Source organism: Kitasatospora sp. NPDC056273, assembly GCF_042268845.1.
In the GTDB taxonomy this organism is placed as follows: domain Bacteria; phylum Actinomycetota; class Actinomycetes; order Streptomycetales; family Streptomycetaceae; genus Kitasatospora.
The window spans coordinates 22,980-37,942 of the sequence record NZ_JBHJSJ010000051.1 but is presented as its reverse complement, the minus strand read 5'-3'; the positions used below and the strand labels follow the sequence as shown (position 1 = coordinate 37,942).

General features: G+C 74.9%; 6 protein-coding genes. 2 read left to right on the top strand and 4 right to left on the bottom strand.

Annotated elements, in window-relative coordinates:
• Window positions 1-86: 86 nt before the first annotated feature.
• The 4 genes from ACFCY1_RS32590 to ACFCY1_RS32575 form a co-directional block, all read right to left on the bottom strand.
• Complete coding sequence (locus tag ACFCY1_RS32590; RefSeq protein ID WP_375876911.1) at window positions 87-9,845, bottom strand: amino acid adenylation domain-containing protein; 9,759 nt, start codon at window positions 9,843-9,845, stop codon at window positions 87-89.
• A gap of 601 nt (window positions 9,846-10,446) precedes the next feature.
• Window positions 10,447-10,659: an MbtH family protein gene (locus ACFCY1_RS32585; protein WP_049649760.1), complete on the bottom strand. Its 213-nt coding sequence runs from the start codon at window positions 10,657-10,659 to the stop codon at window positions 10,447-10,449.
• A gap of 119 nt (window positions 10,660-10,778) precedes the next feature.
• A complete protein-coding gene (locus ACFCY1_RS32580; RefSeq protein ID WP_158077742.1) occupies window positions 10,779-10,937 on the bottom strand; it encodes a hypothetical protein in 159 nt (52 codons plus the stop codon).
• A gap of 185 nt (window positions 10,938-11,122) precedes the next feature.
• Window positions 11,123-12,460, bottom strand: coding sequence for an IS256 family transposase (locus tag ACFCY1_RS32575; RefSeq protein ID WP_375876910.1), 1,338 nt, complete (start codon window positions 12,458-12,460; stop codon window positions 11,123-11,125).
• A gap of 329 nt (window positions 12,461-12,789) precedes the next feature.
• Between ACFCY1_RS32575 and ACFCY1_RS32570 the strand changes: the two genes are divergently transcribed.
• Together ACFCY1_RS32570 and ACFCY1_RS32565 are read left to right on the top strand one after the other, a co-directional pair.
• On the top strand, window positions 12,790-13,773 hold the full coding sequence (locus ACFCY1_RS32570; RefSeq protein ID WP_375876908.1) for a LuxR C-terminal-related transcriptional regulator: 984 nt from the start codon (window positions 12,790-12,792) through the stop codon (window positions 13,771-13,773).
• 149 nt (window positions 13,774-13,922) lie between these two features.
• Window positions 13,923-14,945 carry a DNA cytosine methyltransferase gene (locus ACFCY1_RS32565; RefSeq protein WP_199823021.1) on the top strand — a complete coding sequence of 341 codons (1,023 nt, stop codon included), beginning with the start codon at window positions 13,923-13,925 and terminating at the stop codon, window positions 14,943-14,945.
• Window positions 14,946-14,963 lie beyond the last annotated feature (18 nt).

The window sequence follows — 14,963 nt, the reverse complement described above, 5'->3', positions numbered from 1 at the left end:
GGTGGGGCTGCGGTGCCCGGTGGTGCGGAGCGGTCGTGCGGCGGGGGCGGGCCGTGCCGGTGGCGCGGCCCGCGTCCTGCCGCGGGTCAGGCCTGGCCGCTCGGGCGGCGCATCGGCCGCAGGGCCGGGCGGGCCTTCTTCGGCGCGGGCGCCGCCTCGCCCCCGGGCAGGACGGCGGCGAGGGCGGCGACCGTTGGCGCGTCGAACAGCGTGCGGATCGGCAGTTCCGCGCCGAGGGTGGCGCGGATCCGGCTGACCAGCCGGGTGGCGAGCAGGGAGTGGCCGCCGAGGTCGAAGAACCGGTCGTCGATGCTGACCGTCTCCACGCCCAGCACCTCGGCGAACAGGGCGCACAGCTCCCGCTCGCGCTCGGTGCGCGGGGCGCGGCCCTCGGCCGCCCCGGCGTACTCGGGCGCGGGCAGGGCCCTGCGGTCGACCTTGCCGTTGGCCGTGACCGGCAGGCTGTCCAGGACGACCACGGCGGCCGGGAGCATGTAGGCGGCGAGGCGGTCCGCGACGAAGGCGCGCAGCTCGCCGTCGGTGGCCTTGCCGGTGGCGTACACCACCAGGCGCTTGTCGCCCGGCTGGTCCTCGCGGACCACCGCGAGCGCCTGGCCGACGCCCTCGTGGGCGGTGAACGCCGCCTCCACCTCGCCGAGTTCGATCCGGAAGCCGCGGATCTTGACCTGGTCGTCGGCCCGGCCGAGGAACTCCAGGACACCGTCCGCCGTCCAGCGGGCGAGGTCCCCGGTGCGGTACATCCGGCCGCCATCCCCGTCGAAGGGACAGGCGACGAAGCGCTCGGCACTGAGCGCCGGGCGGCCGACGTAGCCGCGGGCCAGGCCGGCCCCGGCGATGTACAGCTCGCCCGCCACCCCGGCCGGGACGGGCTGGAGCGCGGCGTCCAGCACGTACAGCCGGGTGTTGGCCAGCGGGCGCCCGATCGGCACCACGTTCGGCACCGCCGCGGCGTCCGGCATCGGGTACTGGGTGGCGCACAGGGTGGTCTCGGTCGGCCCGTACAGGGCCCGCACCGCGATGCCGGGGACGGCCTCCAGCACCCGGCGCACGGCCGGGGCGGAGACCACGTCGCCGCCGGTCAGCACCTCGCGCACACCGGCGAAGATGCCCGGGTCCTCCTCCGCGATGACCCGGAACAGACCGGCGGTGACGTGGACGTGGGTGAGCGCGTGCTCGCGGACCAGCCCGCGGATGGCGGCCGCGTCCAGGTCGCCCTGCGGCGCGACGACCACCTGGCCGCCGGAGAGCAGCGGCACCCAGATCTCGTAGGTCGAGGCGTCGAAGGCGTGCGGCGCGTGGAACAGCACCCGCAGGCCCTCGTCGTGCCGCCAGCACGGGTCGGTGGCGAGCTGCACCACGTCCCGGTGGCTGATCGCGATGCCCTTGGGCTCCCCGGTGGAGCCGGAGGTGAACATCACGTACGCGAGCTGCTCCGGGTGGGGCGCGGCCCGGTGGGCGCGCCGCTCGCGCGGACCGTCGAACCAGCCCTCGGTGAGCGGCAGGACGGGGCAGGGGGCGTCGGCGGCCAGCGGGTGGTCGCGGTGCGCCGGGTCGACCAGGACGAGCGCGGCGGCCGTCTCGGCGGTGATCCGCCGCAGCCGCTCGGCCGGGTGCCGGTCGTCCAGCGGGACGTAGGTGCCGCCCGCCTTGGCCACCGCGAGGATCGCGGTCAGCAGGTCGGCGGAGCGGTCCATCAGCAGGACCACCGGCGTCTCGGCGCCGACCCCGGCACCGGCCAGGTGGGCCGCCAGGTGCTCGGCCCGGGAGTCCAGTTCGGCGTAGCTCAGCCGCTCGGTGCCGAAGACCACGGCCGGCGCGTCGGGGGTGGCGGCGGCCCGCGCCTCGAACAGCTCCGGCAGGGTCGCGTCCGGGACGGGCGCGGCGGTGTCGTTCCAGCCGGTGAGCAGCTGCTCGCGCTCGGCCGGGGCGAGGATCTCGATGCCGCCGATCGGGGCGTCCGGGGCGGCCGCGGCGGCGCGCAGGACGCGCAGCAGCCGCTCGCCGAGGGCGGTGGCGGTGGCGTGGTCGAAGAGGTCGACCGCGTACTCGACCGCCACCGTCAGGCCCGCCTGCGGGCCCTGCTCGGTGAAGCGGAAGGACAGGTCGAACTTGGCGACGTCCAGCTCGAAGGGGTGCTCCGCGCAGCCCAGGCCGCCGAACTCGGCCGGCACCGTGACCCGGCTCTCCAGCGCCACCAGGGTCTGGAAGAGCGGGTGGCGGGCGGGGGTGCGGGTGGGGTTGAGGTGCTCGACCAGGCGCTCGAAGGGGATGTCCTGGTGGTCGTAGGCGTCCAGGTCGGCGCGCCGGACGCGGTCGAGCAGCTCGCGGAAGGTCGGGTCGCCGCTGGTGTCGGTGCGCAGCAGCAGGGTGTTGACGAAGAAGCCGACCAGGTCGTCCAGGGCCTCGTCGGTGCGGCCGGCCACGGGGGTGCCGAGCGGCAGGTCGGTGCCGGCGCCGAGGCGGGTGTAGAGGGTGGCGACCGCGGCCTGCAGCGCCATGAACAGGCTGGCGTTCTGCGCCGCCGCCAACTCGCCGAGAGCGCCGTGCAGTTCGGCGTCGACGGTGACCTCCACCAGGCCGCCCCGGTGCCCCGGCACGGCCGGGCGCGGACGGTCGTAGGGGAGCGCCAGCTCCTCCGGGGCCTCGGCCAGGGCCTGCTGCCAGTAGGCGAGTTGGTCGGTCAGCAGGGCGCTGGGCCGCTCGTCGGTGCCGAGCAGCTCGCGCTGCCAGAGGGTGTAGTCGGCGTACTGCACCGGCAGCGGCGCGCGGGTGGGCGCGGCGCCGGCGGTCCGGGCCTGGTAGGCCTCGGCGAGGTCGCGGAAGAGCGGCCCGACCGACCAGCCGTCGCTGGCGATGTGGTGCATCAGCACCAGCAGGACGTGCTCGTCGTTCGGCAGCGACAGCAGGGTGGCGCGCACCGGCAGGTCGTGGGCGAGGTCGAAGACCTCCTCGCCGGCCGCGACCAGGGCCGCCCGCAGCTGCCCCTCGTCGGCCACCGGCACCTGGCGCAGCGACAACCCGCCCGCCTCGACGACCTGTTGGTGCGGCTGGCCGTCGACGGTCGGGAAGACGGTGCGCAGCACCTCGTGCCGCTCCACCACGTCCCGGACGGCCTGCTCCAGGGCGGGCAGGTCGACGGCGCCGGTGAGTCGGACCGCGACGGGGGTGTTGTAGAGCGCGCTGGGGCCCTCGAACTGCTCGATGAACCACAGGCGTTGCTGGGCGGAGGAGAGCGGCACGCGCTCCGGCCGCTCGGCCGGCCGCAGGGCCGGGCGGGCCGCCGCGGAGTCGGGCAGGGCGGCGGCCAGCAGGGCCACCGTCGGGTTGTCGAAGAGCGTGCGGATCGGCAGCTCGGCGCCGAGGCCGGCGCGGATGCGGCTGACCAGCTTGGTGGCGAGCAGCGAGTGGCCGCCGCGGTCGAAGAAGTTGTCGTCGATGCTGATCCGGGCCAGCCCGAGGACCTCGGCGAACAGCGCGCACAGGGTCTGCTCGGTGGCGTTGCGCGGCTCGCGCCCGCCGTCGGCGCCGTTGTAGTCGGGCGCGGGCAGGGCCTTGCGGTCCACCTTGCCGTTGGGGTTCACCGGCAGTTCGTCGAGGACGACGATCGCGGCGGGCAGCATGTAGCCGGGCAGCCGCTCGGTGACGAAGTCGCGCAGCGCGTCGGCCCGCACCTCGCCGGTGACGTACGCGACCAGGCGCTTGTCGCCCGGCTGGTCCTGGCGGACCGCCACGCAGACCTGGCCGACCGCCGGGTGGGCGGTGAACGCCGCCTCCACCTCGCCGAGTTCGATCCGGAAGCCGCGCAGCTTGACCTGGTCGTCCGCTCGACCGACGAACTCCAGTTCGCCCGTGGGCGTCCAGCGCACCACGTCGCCGGTGCGGTACATCCGGCCGCCGGGCTCGCCGAACGGGCAGGCGACGAAGCGCTCGGAGGTCAGGCCGGGGCGTCGGACGTAGCCGCGGGCCAGGCCGGAGCCGCCGATGTACAGCTCGCCGGGCACGCCGACCGGCACCGGGCGCAGCCCGGCGTCCAGCACGTACAGCCGGTTGTTGGGCAGCGGCCGGCCGATCGGCACCACGGCCGGCACCTCGGCGGCCGAGGTCATCGGGAAGTGCGTGGCGAAGGTGGTCGTCTCGGTCGGCCCGTAGACGTTGATCAGCCGCAGCCCGGGGCAGCTGTCCAGCACCCGCCGCATGGCGACCGGCGAGGCGATGTCGCCGCCCGTCCACACCTCGTGCAGCCCGGTGAAGGTCTCCGGGGCCTCGGCGGCCAGCACGTTGAAGAGGCCGACGCTGATCCAGGCGGAGGTGGTCCGCTCGTGGCCGATCACCGCCGCCAGCTCGGCGATGCCGAGCCGGCCGGCCGGGGCGATCACCAGCTGGCCGCCGGAGAGCAGCGGGGTCCAGATCTCGTAGGTGGAGGCGTCGAAGGCGGAGGGCGCGTGCACCGGCAGCCGCTCGTGGCCGCCGCCGGTGAACTGGCCGCCGAGCGCGAGGTCCACCACACCGCGGTGGGTGATGGCGATGCCCTTGGGCACGCCGGTCGAGCCGGAGGTGTGCATCACGTACACCAACTGGTCGGCGCGCTGCGGCAGTCCGAGGTTCTCGGGGTGCTCCTCGGCGTGCGGGTCGAGCACCGTCAGTCCGGCCAGCGCGGGGTGCTCGCGGTGGGCGGCGTCGGCCAGCACCAGGGCGGCCCCGGCGTCGTCGAGGACGGTCCGCAGCCGGTCGGCGGGCTGGGCGTCGTCCAGCGGGACATACAGGCCGCCGGCCTTGAGCACGGCCAGGATCGCCACCACCTGGGCGGCCGAGCGGTCGATCATCAGCGCGACCGGCGTCTCCCGGACCACCCCGGCCTCGACCAGCCGCAGCGCCAGGCCGTTGGCCCGGGCGTTGAGCTGGGCGTAGGTCAGCTCGGCGTCGTCCGCGGTGAGCGCGAGCGCGTCCGGGGTCGCGGCGGCCCGCGCCTCGAACAGCTCGGGCAGCGAGCCCTCCGGCAGCGGGGTGCTGGTGCCGCTCCACTCGGTGACCAGCTCGGCGCGCTCGGCCGCGGTCAACACCTCGACGGTGCCGACGAGTTCGGCCGGGTCGGCGACGATCCGGTCGAGCAGGGCGAGGAAGCGGTCCAGCAGGGCGCGGGCCTCCCCGGTGGTGAAGGCGTCCGGCTGGTGGTCCAGTCGCAGCTGGAGGCCGTCGCCGGGGGTGAGGGCCAGCACCAGCGGGTAGTGGGCGCTGTCGACGTCCTCGACCAGGGTGACGCGGGTGGCGCCGCTCGGGTCGGCGTCGTCCAGCGCGGACGGGTCCGGGTAGTTGCCGTACACCGTGACGGTGTCGAACAGGCTTCCCATGCCGGCGAGTTGCTGGATCTCGGTGAGGCTGAGGTGCTGGTGGTCCAGCAGCGCGGACTGCTCGTGCTGGAGGCGCAGCAGCAGCTGGCCCCAGCTCTCCGCCTGGTCCAGGCGCACCCGCACCGGCACGGTGTTGATGAGCAGGCCCATCATCCGCTCCACGCCCGGCAGGTCGTGCGGCCGGCCGGAGACGGTGGTGCCGAACAGCACGTCCTCGCGCCCGGTGAGCCGGGCCAGCAGCACGCCCCAGGCCGCCTGGACCAGGGTGTTGAGGGTGACGCCGTAGCGGCGGGCGGTGCGGGCGAGGGCCTCGGTGGCCTCCGGGGAGAGCCCGGTGTGCAGGCGCAGCGGCAGCTGCGGGACGGCCGCCGAGCGGCCGGGGGCGAGCAGGGTGGGCTCGTCGGCGCCGGCCAGGGCGTGGGCCCAGGCGGCGCGGGCGGTGTCGCCGTCGCGCCGGGTGATCCAGCGCAGGTACTCGCGGTACGGGGCGGCCGGGGCCATCGGCTGCTCGAAGTACAGCGCCCACAGCTCCTCGGCGAACAGCGGGGTCGACCAGCCGTCCAGCAGGATGTGGTGCGCGGAGGCGATCAGCTGGTGGCGCCCGGGGGCGAGCCGGAGCAGGGTGTAGCGCAGCAGCGGCGGGCGGTCGAGGTCGAAGCGGCGGCCGTACTCGGCGGCGGCGATCCGCCCGGCCTCCGCCTCCGGTTCGGCGTGGCCGCTCAGGTCCACGACGCTGAAGGGCAGTTCGACGCCGTCCGGGACGACCTGCACCGGCGGGCCGTCGTGCCGCTGGTGGAAGGCGGCCCGGAGGTTGGGCTGGCGCACCAGCAGCGCCTCGGCGGCGGCGCGCAGCCGGTCGGCGTCCACCGGGCCGTCGAGGTCGAAGGTGACGACCGAGGTGTAGACGTCCGCGCCGTCGGCGTCGTACGCCGAGTGGAAGGCCATGCCCTGCTGGAGCGGCGAGGTCGGCCAGACGTCGACCAGGCGGGCGGGGGCGTGGTGGGCGGCGAGCCCGTCCAGCTCGTCCTGGGTGACGGCGACCAGCGGGAAGTCGGAGGGGGTGTGCCCGCCCGCGTCCGGCCGCTCGGCGTGCTCGGAGAGCGCGCCCAGCGCGGCGAACCAGGCCTCGGCGAAGGCCTGCACCCGCTCCTCGGAGAGCAGCCCGGTGGCGTAGGACCACTGGGCGACCAGCAGCGGGCCCTGCGGGGTGTCCACGGTGGTGGCGTCCAGGCCGAGTACCCGGCCGAGGGCGAGGCCGGTCGCGGCGCCCTCGGACATCGCCTCGGTGCCGGCGAGCACGTCCTCGGCGGTGACGCCCTCGGGTGCGAAGCGGCCCAGGTAGTTGAACTCGATCTGCGGGTCGGCGTGCCCGGCCAGCGCGGCGGCGGTGTCCGGGTTGAGGTGGCGCAGCAGGCCGAAGCCGATGCCGTTGTCGGGGACGGCGCGCAGCTGCTCCTTCACCCGGCCGAGGGCCCGGCCGAGTGCGGGGCCGGCCGCGGTGACCTCGGACCAGGGCAGCGCCCCGGGGGCGAGCCGGACGGGGTAGACGGAGGTGAACCAGCCGGCGGTGCGGTGCAGGTCGACGCCGTCGACGACCTCCTCGCGGCCGTGGCCCTCCACGGTGACCAGCACGGCGCCGTCGGGCCCGGTGGTCTCCTGGCCGCGCCAGTGGCCGAGGGCCAGGGCCAGCCCGGTCAGCAGCACGTCGTTGACCTGGGCGTGGTAGGCGGCGGTGACCTTGGTGAGCAGCGCCCGGGTGGTCGCGGCGGGCAGCACGAGCCGCAGCAGGCCCTCGGTGGCGTAGGTGTCCTGGGCCGGGTCCAGCGGGCGGTCGCCGAGCAGCGGATCCGGGGTGGCCAACGCGGCCTGCCAGAGCGGGAGTTCGGCGGCCCGGCGGTCGGTGTTGGCCTCGGTGGTGAGGCGCTGGGCCCAGCGGCGGAAGGAGGTGGGCACCGGGGCGAGCTCGACGGCGCGGTCCTCGCGGAGCGCGGCGAGCGCGCCGAGCAGGTCCTCCTCGACGATGCGCCAGGTGACGCCGTCCACCACCAGGTGGTGGATCACCAGCAGCAGCTGCGAGGGCTGCTCCGGGCCGGCGTCGAAGCGCACGGCCTGGACCATCCGGCCGTCCTCGGGCGACAGGCGGCCGCGGGCGGCCTCGGTCTCGGCGCGCAGCGCGTCCGCGTCGGCCCGGCCCTCGACCCGGCGCAGCACGGCGTCGGCGGGGACGGTGCCGGGCTCGGGCACGTGCAGCGTCCAGGGGCGCTCGGCGAGCGGGGAGGTGCGGGCGCGGAACAGGTCGTGGTGGTCGAGCAGGGCCTGGACGGCGGTGGTCAGGTGCTCCCGCGTGGTGCCGGCGGGCAGGGTGAGCAGGGTGGACTGGTAGAAGCTCTCCACCGCGCCGTGCTGGGCGGCCAGCCAGTGCACGATGGGCGTCGGCGGCACCTCGCCGAGGCCGGACCCGGCGGGCTCGACGACGACCGGCCCCTCCAGCGGACGGGCGATCAGTGCCAGCTTCTCGACGGTCGGGGCGAGGAACACCTCGCGCGGGGTGAGCTGGAGGCCCGCGTGCCGGGCCCGGGAGACCAGCTGGATGGCCACGATGGAGTCGCCGCCGAGCTCGAAGAAGGAGTCCGTGACGCCCACCCGGGGCAGGCCCAGCACCTCGCCGAACAGCCGGACCAGGGTGTGCTCCAGCTCGCCGGCGGGGGCGCGGCCGTCCTCCTCGCCGGCGCCGAACACCGGCGCGGGCAGGGCGCGCTTGTCCACCTTGCCGTTGGGCGTGAGCGGCAGCCGGTCGAGCACCACGACGACGGGCACCATGTGGTCGGGCAGCCGCTCGGCGCAGTACGCCCGCAGCTCGGCCGGGTCGGCGGCGCCGACGGTGTAGCCGACCAGGCGGCGCTCGCCCGGGCGGTCCTCGCGGACCAGCACCACGGCCTGGCGCACCTCGGGGTGGGCGGAGAGGGTCTGCTCGATCTCGCCGAGCTCCACCCGGAAGCCGCGGATCTTCACCTGGTCGTCGGCCCGGCCGAGGAAGTCCAGCTGGCCGTCCGGGCGGTAGCTGCCGAGGTCGCCGGTGCGGTACATCCGGTCGCCGGGCTCGCCGTACGGGTCGGCCACGAAGCGCTCGGCGGTCAGGCCCGGGCGGTTCAGGTAGCCGCGGGCCAGGTGCGGGCCGGCCAGGTACAGCTCGCCGACGGTGCCCGGCTCGACCTGGCGCAGCTGCTCGTCCAGCACGTGGATGCGCACGTCCTGGCAGGGCCGGCCGATCGGGGGCAGCTCCTCGCCGGTGAGCGGCTCGCTCATGCTGACGATGACGGTGGCCTCGGTCGGCCCGTAGCTGTTGAGCATCAGCCGGCCGCGGCCGCAGCGGGCGGCCAGCTCGCGGGAGACCGCCTCGCCGCCGCCGATCAGGGTGCGCAGCGAGGGCATCGGCAGGTCGGGCAGGGTGGAGATCATCGCGGTGGCGACGTCGGCGTGGGTGACGCCGAACCGGTCGATCAGGGCGGCCAGCGGCTCGCCGACCAGCTGGCTCTGCTCGCGCGGCAGCACCAGGGCGGCGCCGGTGGTGAGCGCCACGGACAGGTCCGAGACCGAGACGTCGAAGCTGAGCGAGGAGGCCTGGAGCACCCGGCTGCCGGGGCCGACCCCGGTGGCGGCGACCTGGGTGCCGACCATGCTGGGCAGCCCGGTGTGGGTGACGGCCACGCCCTTGGGCACGCCGGTGGAGCCGGAGGTGTAGATGACGTACGCGGTGTTCGGCGCGCTCACCGGCCGTACCCGCTCGGCGGCGGTGAACCGGTCCCCGGAGCGCGCGGCCAGGTCGGCGAGGTGCTCGGCGGAGTCGATCAGCAGCCGGGGGGCGCCGGTCTCCGGCAGCTGGGCGGCGGCCCCGGCGGTGGTGAGCACCAGGGCGGCGCGGGAGTCGGTCAGCATGTGGCGCAGCCGCTCGGCCGGGTAGGCCGGGTCGGCGGGCAGCCAGGCGGCGCCGGTCTTGGCGACGGCGAGGATCGCGGCGATCGCCTCGGGGGACTTCGGCAGGGCCAGCGCGACGACGTCCTCGGTGCCCAGGCCGCGGGCGGCCAGCACCCGGGCCAGCCGGTTGGCTCGGGCGTCCAGCTCGGCGTACGTGAGGGTGGTGCCCTCGGCGTACAGGGCGGGGGCGTCCGGGGTGCGGGCGACCTGGGCGTCGACCAGCTCGGTGAGGGTCGGGCGGGTGTCGGGGCGGGCCAGCCGGGCGGCCAGCGCGGCGGGGGTGGGGGCGTCCGCCAGGACGGACGGTTCCAGGCGGACGCCGAACTCCTCGTGCACGCGGGCCAGCAGCCGCTCGGCGGCGGGCCGGTCGCCGCCCAGGTCGTAGAAGCCCGCCGCGGGGTCGACCGACTCCCGGCCGAGCACCTCCGCGAACAGTCGGCACAGGACCTCGGCCGCTTCCGGCCGCTGCTCGGATCTGTGCGTCTGCTGGACCCCGGACATGTGACTCTCTCCCTCGTGCGGCTGGCTCCCGCGGTGGCGGGAGCGGCGAGCTGGGTTGACCCCGGGGCGGTCGGCCCGGGGGTCGGCGGAGCGATGTTGCGGTCGTCTTGCGGTGCTGCGGTGTGCTTCGTGTGACGTCCGTGCGGCACACGGGTGCGGTGCGGCGGTGCGGAGGGTGGTGGCGCGCCGGTGCTGTTCGATGCACGCGCGTAGACGTCGGACACGGGACCGCGCCGGCGGCGTGACGGTGCGGCCGCGCGGCGGTGACGGGGTGCTGCGGTGGTGTGGTGAGGCGGTGTCGGCGGGTTCCGGCGGTGCGGTGCGCCGACGACCGGGCGAGCGGCCTGGTGAGGGGCGGCTCGGGTGCGGGGCGGTGCCGGGTGAGCGGCGGTCTGCCCCGGGTGCGTTGCCGAGGTGGTGCGTTGCCGAGGTGGTGCATTGTCAGGCGGTGCTTTGCCGGGTGGTGCCCTGCCGGATGGTGCTGTGCCGGGTGCTGCGCCGCCGAGGTGGTGCGACCGGGTGAGCGGCCGTTCGGCGCGGATCCCCGTCCGGCGGCCGCGCGGTGCTCAGCGGTCCGACGGTCGGTGGGCGGTGGCCGGGGTCAGTGCTCGGACAGGTGCGCGATGAGGCTCTTCGGCCGCAGGTCCTGCCAGTTCTGCTCGACGTAGTCGAGGCAGTCCTGCCGTCCGGCGGCACCGAACACCTGCTGCCAACCGGCGGGCACCGGGCTGAAGGCCGGCCACAGCGAGTGCTGGCCCTCGTCGTTCGTCAGGACGAGGTAGCTGGCCTCGGCATCCTCGAACGGGTTCGCCATCGTCGGTTCCTCTCTGTTCGTAGCTGTGCAGATCTGGTTCGTAGCCGTGCAGAGCAGTGCGAGAAGGGGAGGAGCAGGGTGGTCGGACGTGACCGGATGTGATCAAACGGAGCCGCGGCTCACGGACCCCAGCCGGAGTCCTCGCTGGGGGCGTCGTGGGCGGTGACGGAGACCGTGGACAGGTGCGGCTGGGCGTGGAGCTGGAGGCCGACCACGGCGGCCAGCAGGACGGCGAGCATCCCGAGCATCTTGTGGACGCGGACGGCAAGGCTTGGCATCGCGAATTCCTCTTCCTGAGGAGGGCGGTCTGCCCTCTTCGCTCTGAAATGCATCCTGCCGAAGCCCCAAACGTGCTTGGAAGCTCTCACTGTGATCGTGAACACGCAATGCGGGAACCGGAAGCCCGGTCAGATCGTGCCAAAAACAGACAGACATGATCCAAGTCGTACCTGGGTCTGTCAGATCAGTGGTGGGAACTCCGTGGGCGCGTGGGACATCGCGGAGGACATCGCGGGGCGGAAGCGGGTACTCCGGCCCGCCGCAGCGAGCCCCGGCGCAACTCCTCCCGGACGGCGGGCCAGTCCTCGACCCACGGCCGGCCCGTCCCGGTCGGCGACTCCAGGGCGAGCGTCGCCAGGTAGGCGCGCTTGAGCGCCGCCCGTTCGTCCTGCACCCGCCCCGCGGACTGCTCGATCCGGCGCAGCCGGGCGTGCAGTCGCTCCAGCGCGCCCCCGCCGGTCAGCAGCCGCCGCGCCTCCGGGCCGAAGCGGAAACCGGGGGCCAGCAGCGGCCAGGCCGACCGCCACACCCGGAACACCTCGCGGTGGCTCGGCCCCCACTCCCGCTCGGCCTGGGCCAGCCGCTCCAGCGCCGCCGCCTCGGTCGGCGCCGTACAGGTCTCGCGCAGCGCCCGTGAGAGCGCGCCCCAGTCCTCGCCGGGCGCGTGCCGCAGCGCCGCGTGCAGCAGGTGCGCCACCGAACCGTGCACCACCGTGCGCGGCCACTGCTCGGCCGCCGCCTCCGCCAGCACCGCACCGGTGCCGCCAACCAGCACCCAGACCTCCCGCACCCCGCGCTCGGCGAGCCCCGCCAGCACCTGCGGCCACTGCTCACCGTCCGCGGCCGGCCACAGGCCCAGCACCTCGCGCCGGCCCTCGGTGGAGACCCCGAGCGCCAGGTGCACCAGCGGCCCGCCCGAGCGGCCGCTGCGCACCGAGTCGACGAAGACCACCGGGTAGACCGGATCGAGCCGCCGCCCGCGCCGCTCGGCGAGCTCGTCCAGCACCTGGTCGGTGATGGCCGAGACGGTCTCCCGGCTCAGCTCCACGCCGTACACCTCGGCCAGGTGCGCCACCAGCTCGCCCGAACTGAGGCCGCGCGCGGTCAGCGAGATCACCAGCCGGTCGAGCCCGGGCAGCCGCCGGGCGCGGGGGAGGACGGCCTTGGGGGTGAAGCTGCCCTCGCGGTCCCGGGGCACCCGCACCTCGACCGGGCCGATCTCGGTGAGCAGCCGTCTGGCCCGGGCGCCGTTGCGGCCGTTGCCGCCGGGACCGGAGCCGTTGCCGGTGCCGCTGCCGTTGCTGTTGCCGGAGCCGCGCAGGTGCTCCTGGAGTTCGAGCTCCAGGGCGCCCTCGATCAGCTGCTTGGCGAAGGCCTGGAGAATCCCGCCGTCGCCCAGCAGCCGGACCGCGCCGGAGCCGACCTGCGCGGCGGCGGCCTCCGCCAACTGCCGCACCAGGCGCTGGTCCACCAGGCCGGCGAGGGCGGCGGGCGGTGCCGCCGGGTCGGAATCAGCTCGCAACTGGGGGTGCCTTCCGTCTGTAGGCCGTTCCGTGCACCGACCGCCCGCTCCGGACGTCCCGTCGGAACGCCAGGTGCGATGCGCCGGCAATCCCCCGGTCACCGCTGCCGGGTACGGTCACGACCGTGACCCCGGCTCCCCGTTTGCGTGCACGCCCGACTACCGTCAGCCGATGATTTCCGCGCCCTTTGGGCGTACACTCACGGCTGTCGGAGCCCGGGGGGCGGCTTCCGAACGGCAGTCACTTCCATCTTGCCGGTTCGGATGCCTGGCGGTAGCCGGTACGGGCATTCGTGAAACCGCAATGCCGAAGCCGGAAGGATGCCCAGATGTGCCCAAGTCAGGACAACTGCGCGGAAAGGGGAACACCCCAGCTCTGCGACCGGGGCATCGAGTTCTACCGCACGGCGCTGGCCGAGGGGGAGGCGATCGGCGAAGCCCCCGAATGCCTGCTCGCGATGGGTCTGCTGCGCCCGCTGCCCGGCTCCGGTGACCGGCTCGTCCCCGTCCCGCCCGACATCGCCGCCACCGGACTGGCGCGGCCGCTCGAACTCGCCGTACTGGCCCACCAGGAGCGGCTCGCCGCGCTGCACACCTCCTTCCACGCCGCCGAGCACACCTACCGCGACGTCATGCGGCGCGCCAAGTTGCCGATCCGGCTGCTGGCGGGCGAGGAGATCAACCCCGCGCTGGAGAAGGCCGTCGCCGCCTGCAGCGAGGAACTGCTCACCGCCCAGCCGGGCGGCGGCCGCGGCCCCGAGCAACTGGGCGACGCGCTCCCGCGCGACCTCGCCCTGGCCGGCCGCGGCGTGCGCCAACGCACCCTCTACCAGCACACCGTGCGCTCGCACGGCCCGACGCTGGCCTACATCGAGCAGGTCACCGCCCAGGGCGCCCAGGTGCGCACCCTGAACGAGGTCTTCGACCGGGTGATCATCTGCGACCGCTCCACCGCCTTCATCCCGGCCGGCGCCGACCGCCAGGCCGCCGCGATGCTCATCGAACTCCCGCCGCTGGTCGAGTACCTGCTCAAGATCTTCGAGCTGATGTGGGAGCGCGCCGAGCCCGTCACCTACCAGCAGGGCCACCACCGCCCCCGGCTGCTGACCGCCCGCACCCGGCAGAACGTGCTGCGCCTGATGGTCAACGGCTACACCGACGAGGCCATCGCCTCCCGCCTCGGCATGAGCACCCGCACCGTGTCCAGCCACATCCAGAAGGCCAGCGAACTCCTCGGCAGCCGCAGCCGCGGCCACCTCGGCTACATCATCGCCCGCCAGGGCGTCCTGGACGAACCCCTCGACGAACTCTGACCGGCCCGCGCGCCCGGCGCGTGAGCACGGTAGGGCAGTGGGCTCGGACAACGTGCCGTGCGTATCCTGACCGTCGTCTCCCGCCAGGGAGAAACGCGGCCGTCGGTACCCAGGGCTCCGGCCGCTGCCGAGTTCTCCGACGAGTACGAATGGTGATCATGGAAGCGTCCCGTCCCGACCGTCTGACCTGCCTCGCCGTGTGTGCCGGTGCGGGGGGCCTCGCGCTCGGTCTCGAACAAGCCGGGTTCGATCCGGTGTTGCTCCTCGACAACCGTCCGGTGGCCTGCGAGACGCTGCGGTCGAACCGCCCGGACTGGCACGTCCTCCGGACGGACCTCCTCGACTTCGTTCCGGAGGAGCACCAGGAGTGCTACGACGTGGACCTCCTGGCCGCCGGTCTGCCCCGGGTGAAGGCGAGCGCCGCGGTGAGGCGTGAGGACAGCGCGGAGGAGCTCCGGCTGCTCGATGCGACCGTCATGCTCCTGCACGGCGTGCAGCCCCGTGCCCTGCTCATCGAGAACCTCTCCGAGTTGGCCTCCAAGCCCGCGTACGAGTCCATCCGTTCGGAGGTCGAGACCGAACTCCGACACCTCGGGTACGAGTACGAGTGGTTCGTCGTCAACGCGAAGTGGCACGGCGTGCCTCAGGACCGCAAGCAGGGGATCCTGGTGGCGCTGAAGGAGGGCTCCATGCGTGACTTCGTGCCCCCGGCGCGGGACACCGAGCCACCGCTGACGGTGGGGGAGGCGTTGGGCGTCTCGATGGCCGCCCGCGGATGGCCGCACGCCGCGGCCTGGGCCGCACAGGCCGACGAGGTCGCCCCGACCCTGGTCGGGGGTTCCTGGAATCGCGGTGGGCCGGATCTGGGGCCGACCGGATCGAAGCGGTCCTGGGCCCGCATGCGGGTCAACGGCGGCACCGTCGCCAATGAGGTCCCCGGGCCCGAGGACCTCTGGGACCCGTCACCGGACGGCACGGACATGGTGAAGCTGACGGTCGAGCAGGCGGCGCGGCTGCAGGGCTTCCCCGAGGACTGGACCTTCGCCGGCGGCAAGACGGACCGCTACCGGCAGGTGGGCCACGCGTCACCGCCCCCGGTGGCCCGGGCCTTCGGTCTCGCGATCCGGGCCGCGCTGGGCAACCCGGCGCCGGTACCGTGCGACGGACGGTGAAGGGAGCCGTGCGGCGCT

Coding starts and splice junctions, on each gene's coding strand:
- ACFCY1_RS32590 (WP_375876911.1), bottom strand. CDS start 9,845: ATGTCCGGGGTCCAGCAGACGCACAGATCCGAGCAGCGGCCGGAAGCG.
- ACFCY1_RS32585 (WP_049649760.1), bottom strand. CDS start 10,659: ATGGCGAACCCGTTCGAGGATGCCGAGGCCAGCTACCTCGTCCTGACG.
- ACFCY1_RS32580 (WP_158077742.1), bottom strand. CDS start 10,937: ATGCCAAGCCTTGCCGTCCGCGTCCACAAGATGCTCGGGATGCTCGCC.
- ACFCY1_RS32570 (WP_375876908.1), top strand. CDS start 12,790: ATGTGCCCAAGTCAGGACAACTGCGCGGAAAGGGGAACACCCCAGCTC.
- ACFCY1_RS32565 (WP_199823021.1), top strand. CDS start 13,923: ATGGTGATCATGGAAGCGTCCCGTCCCGACCGTCTGACCTGCCTCGCC.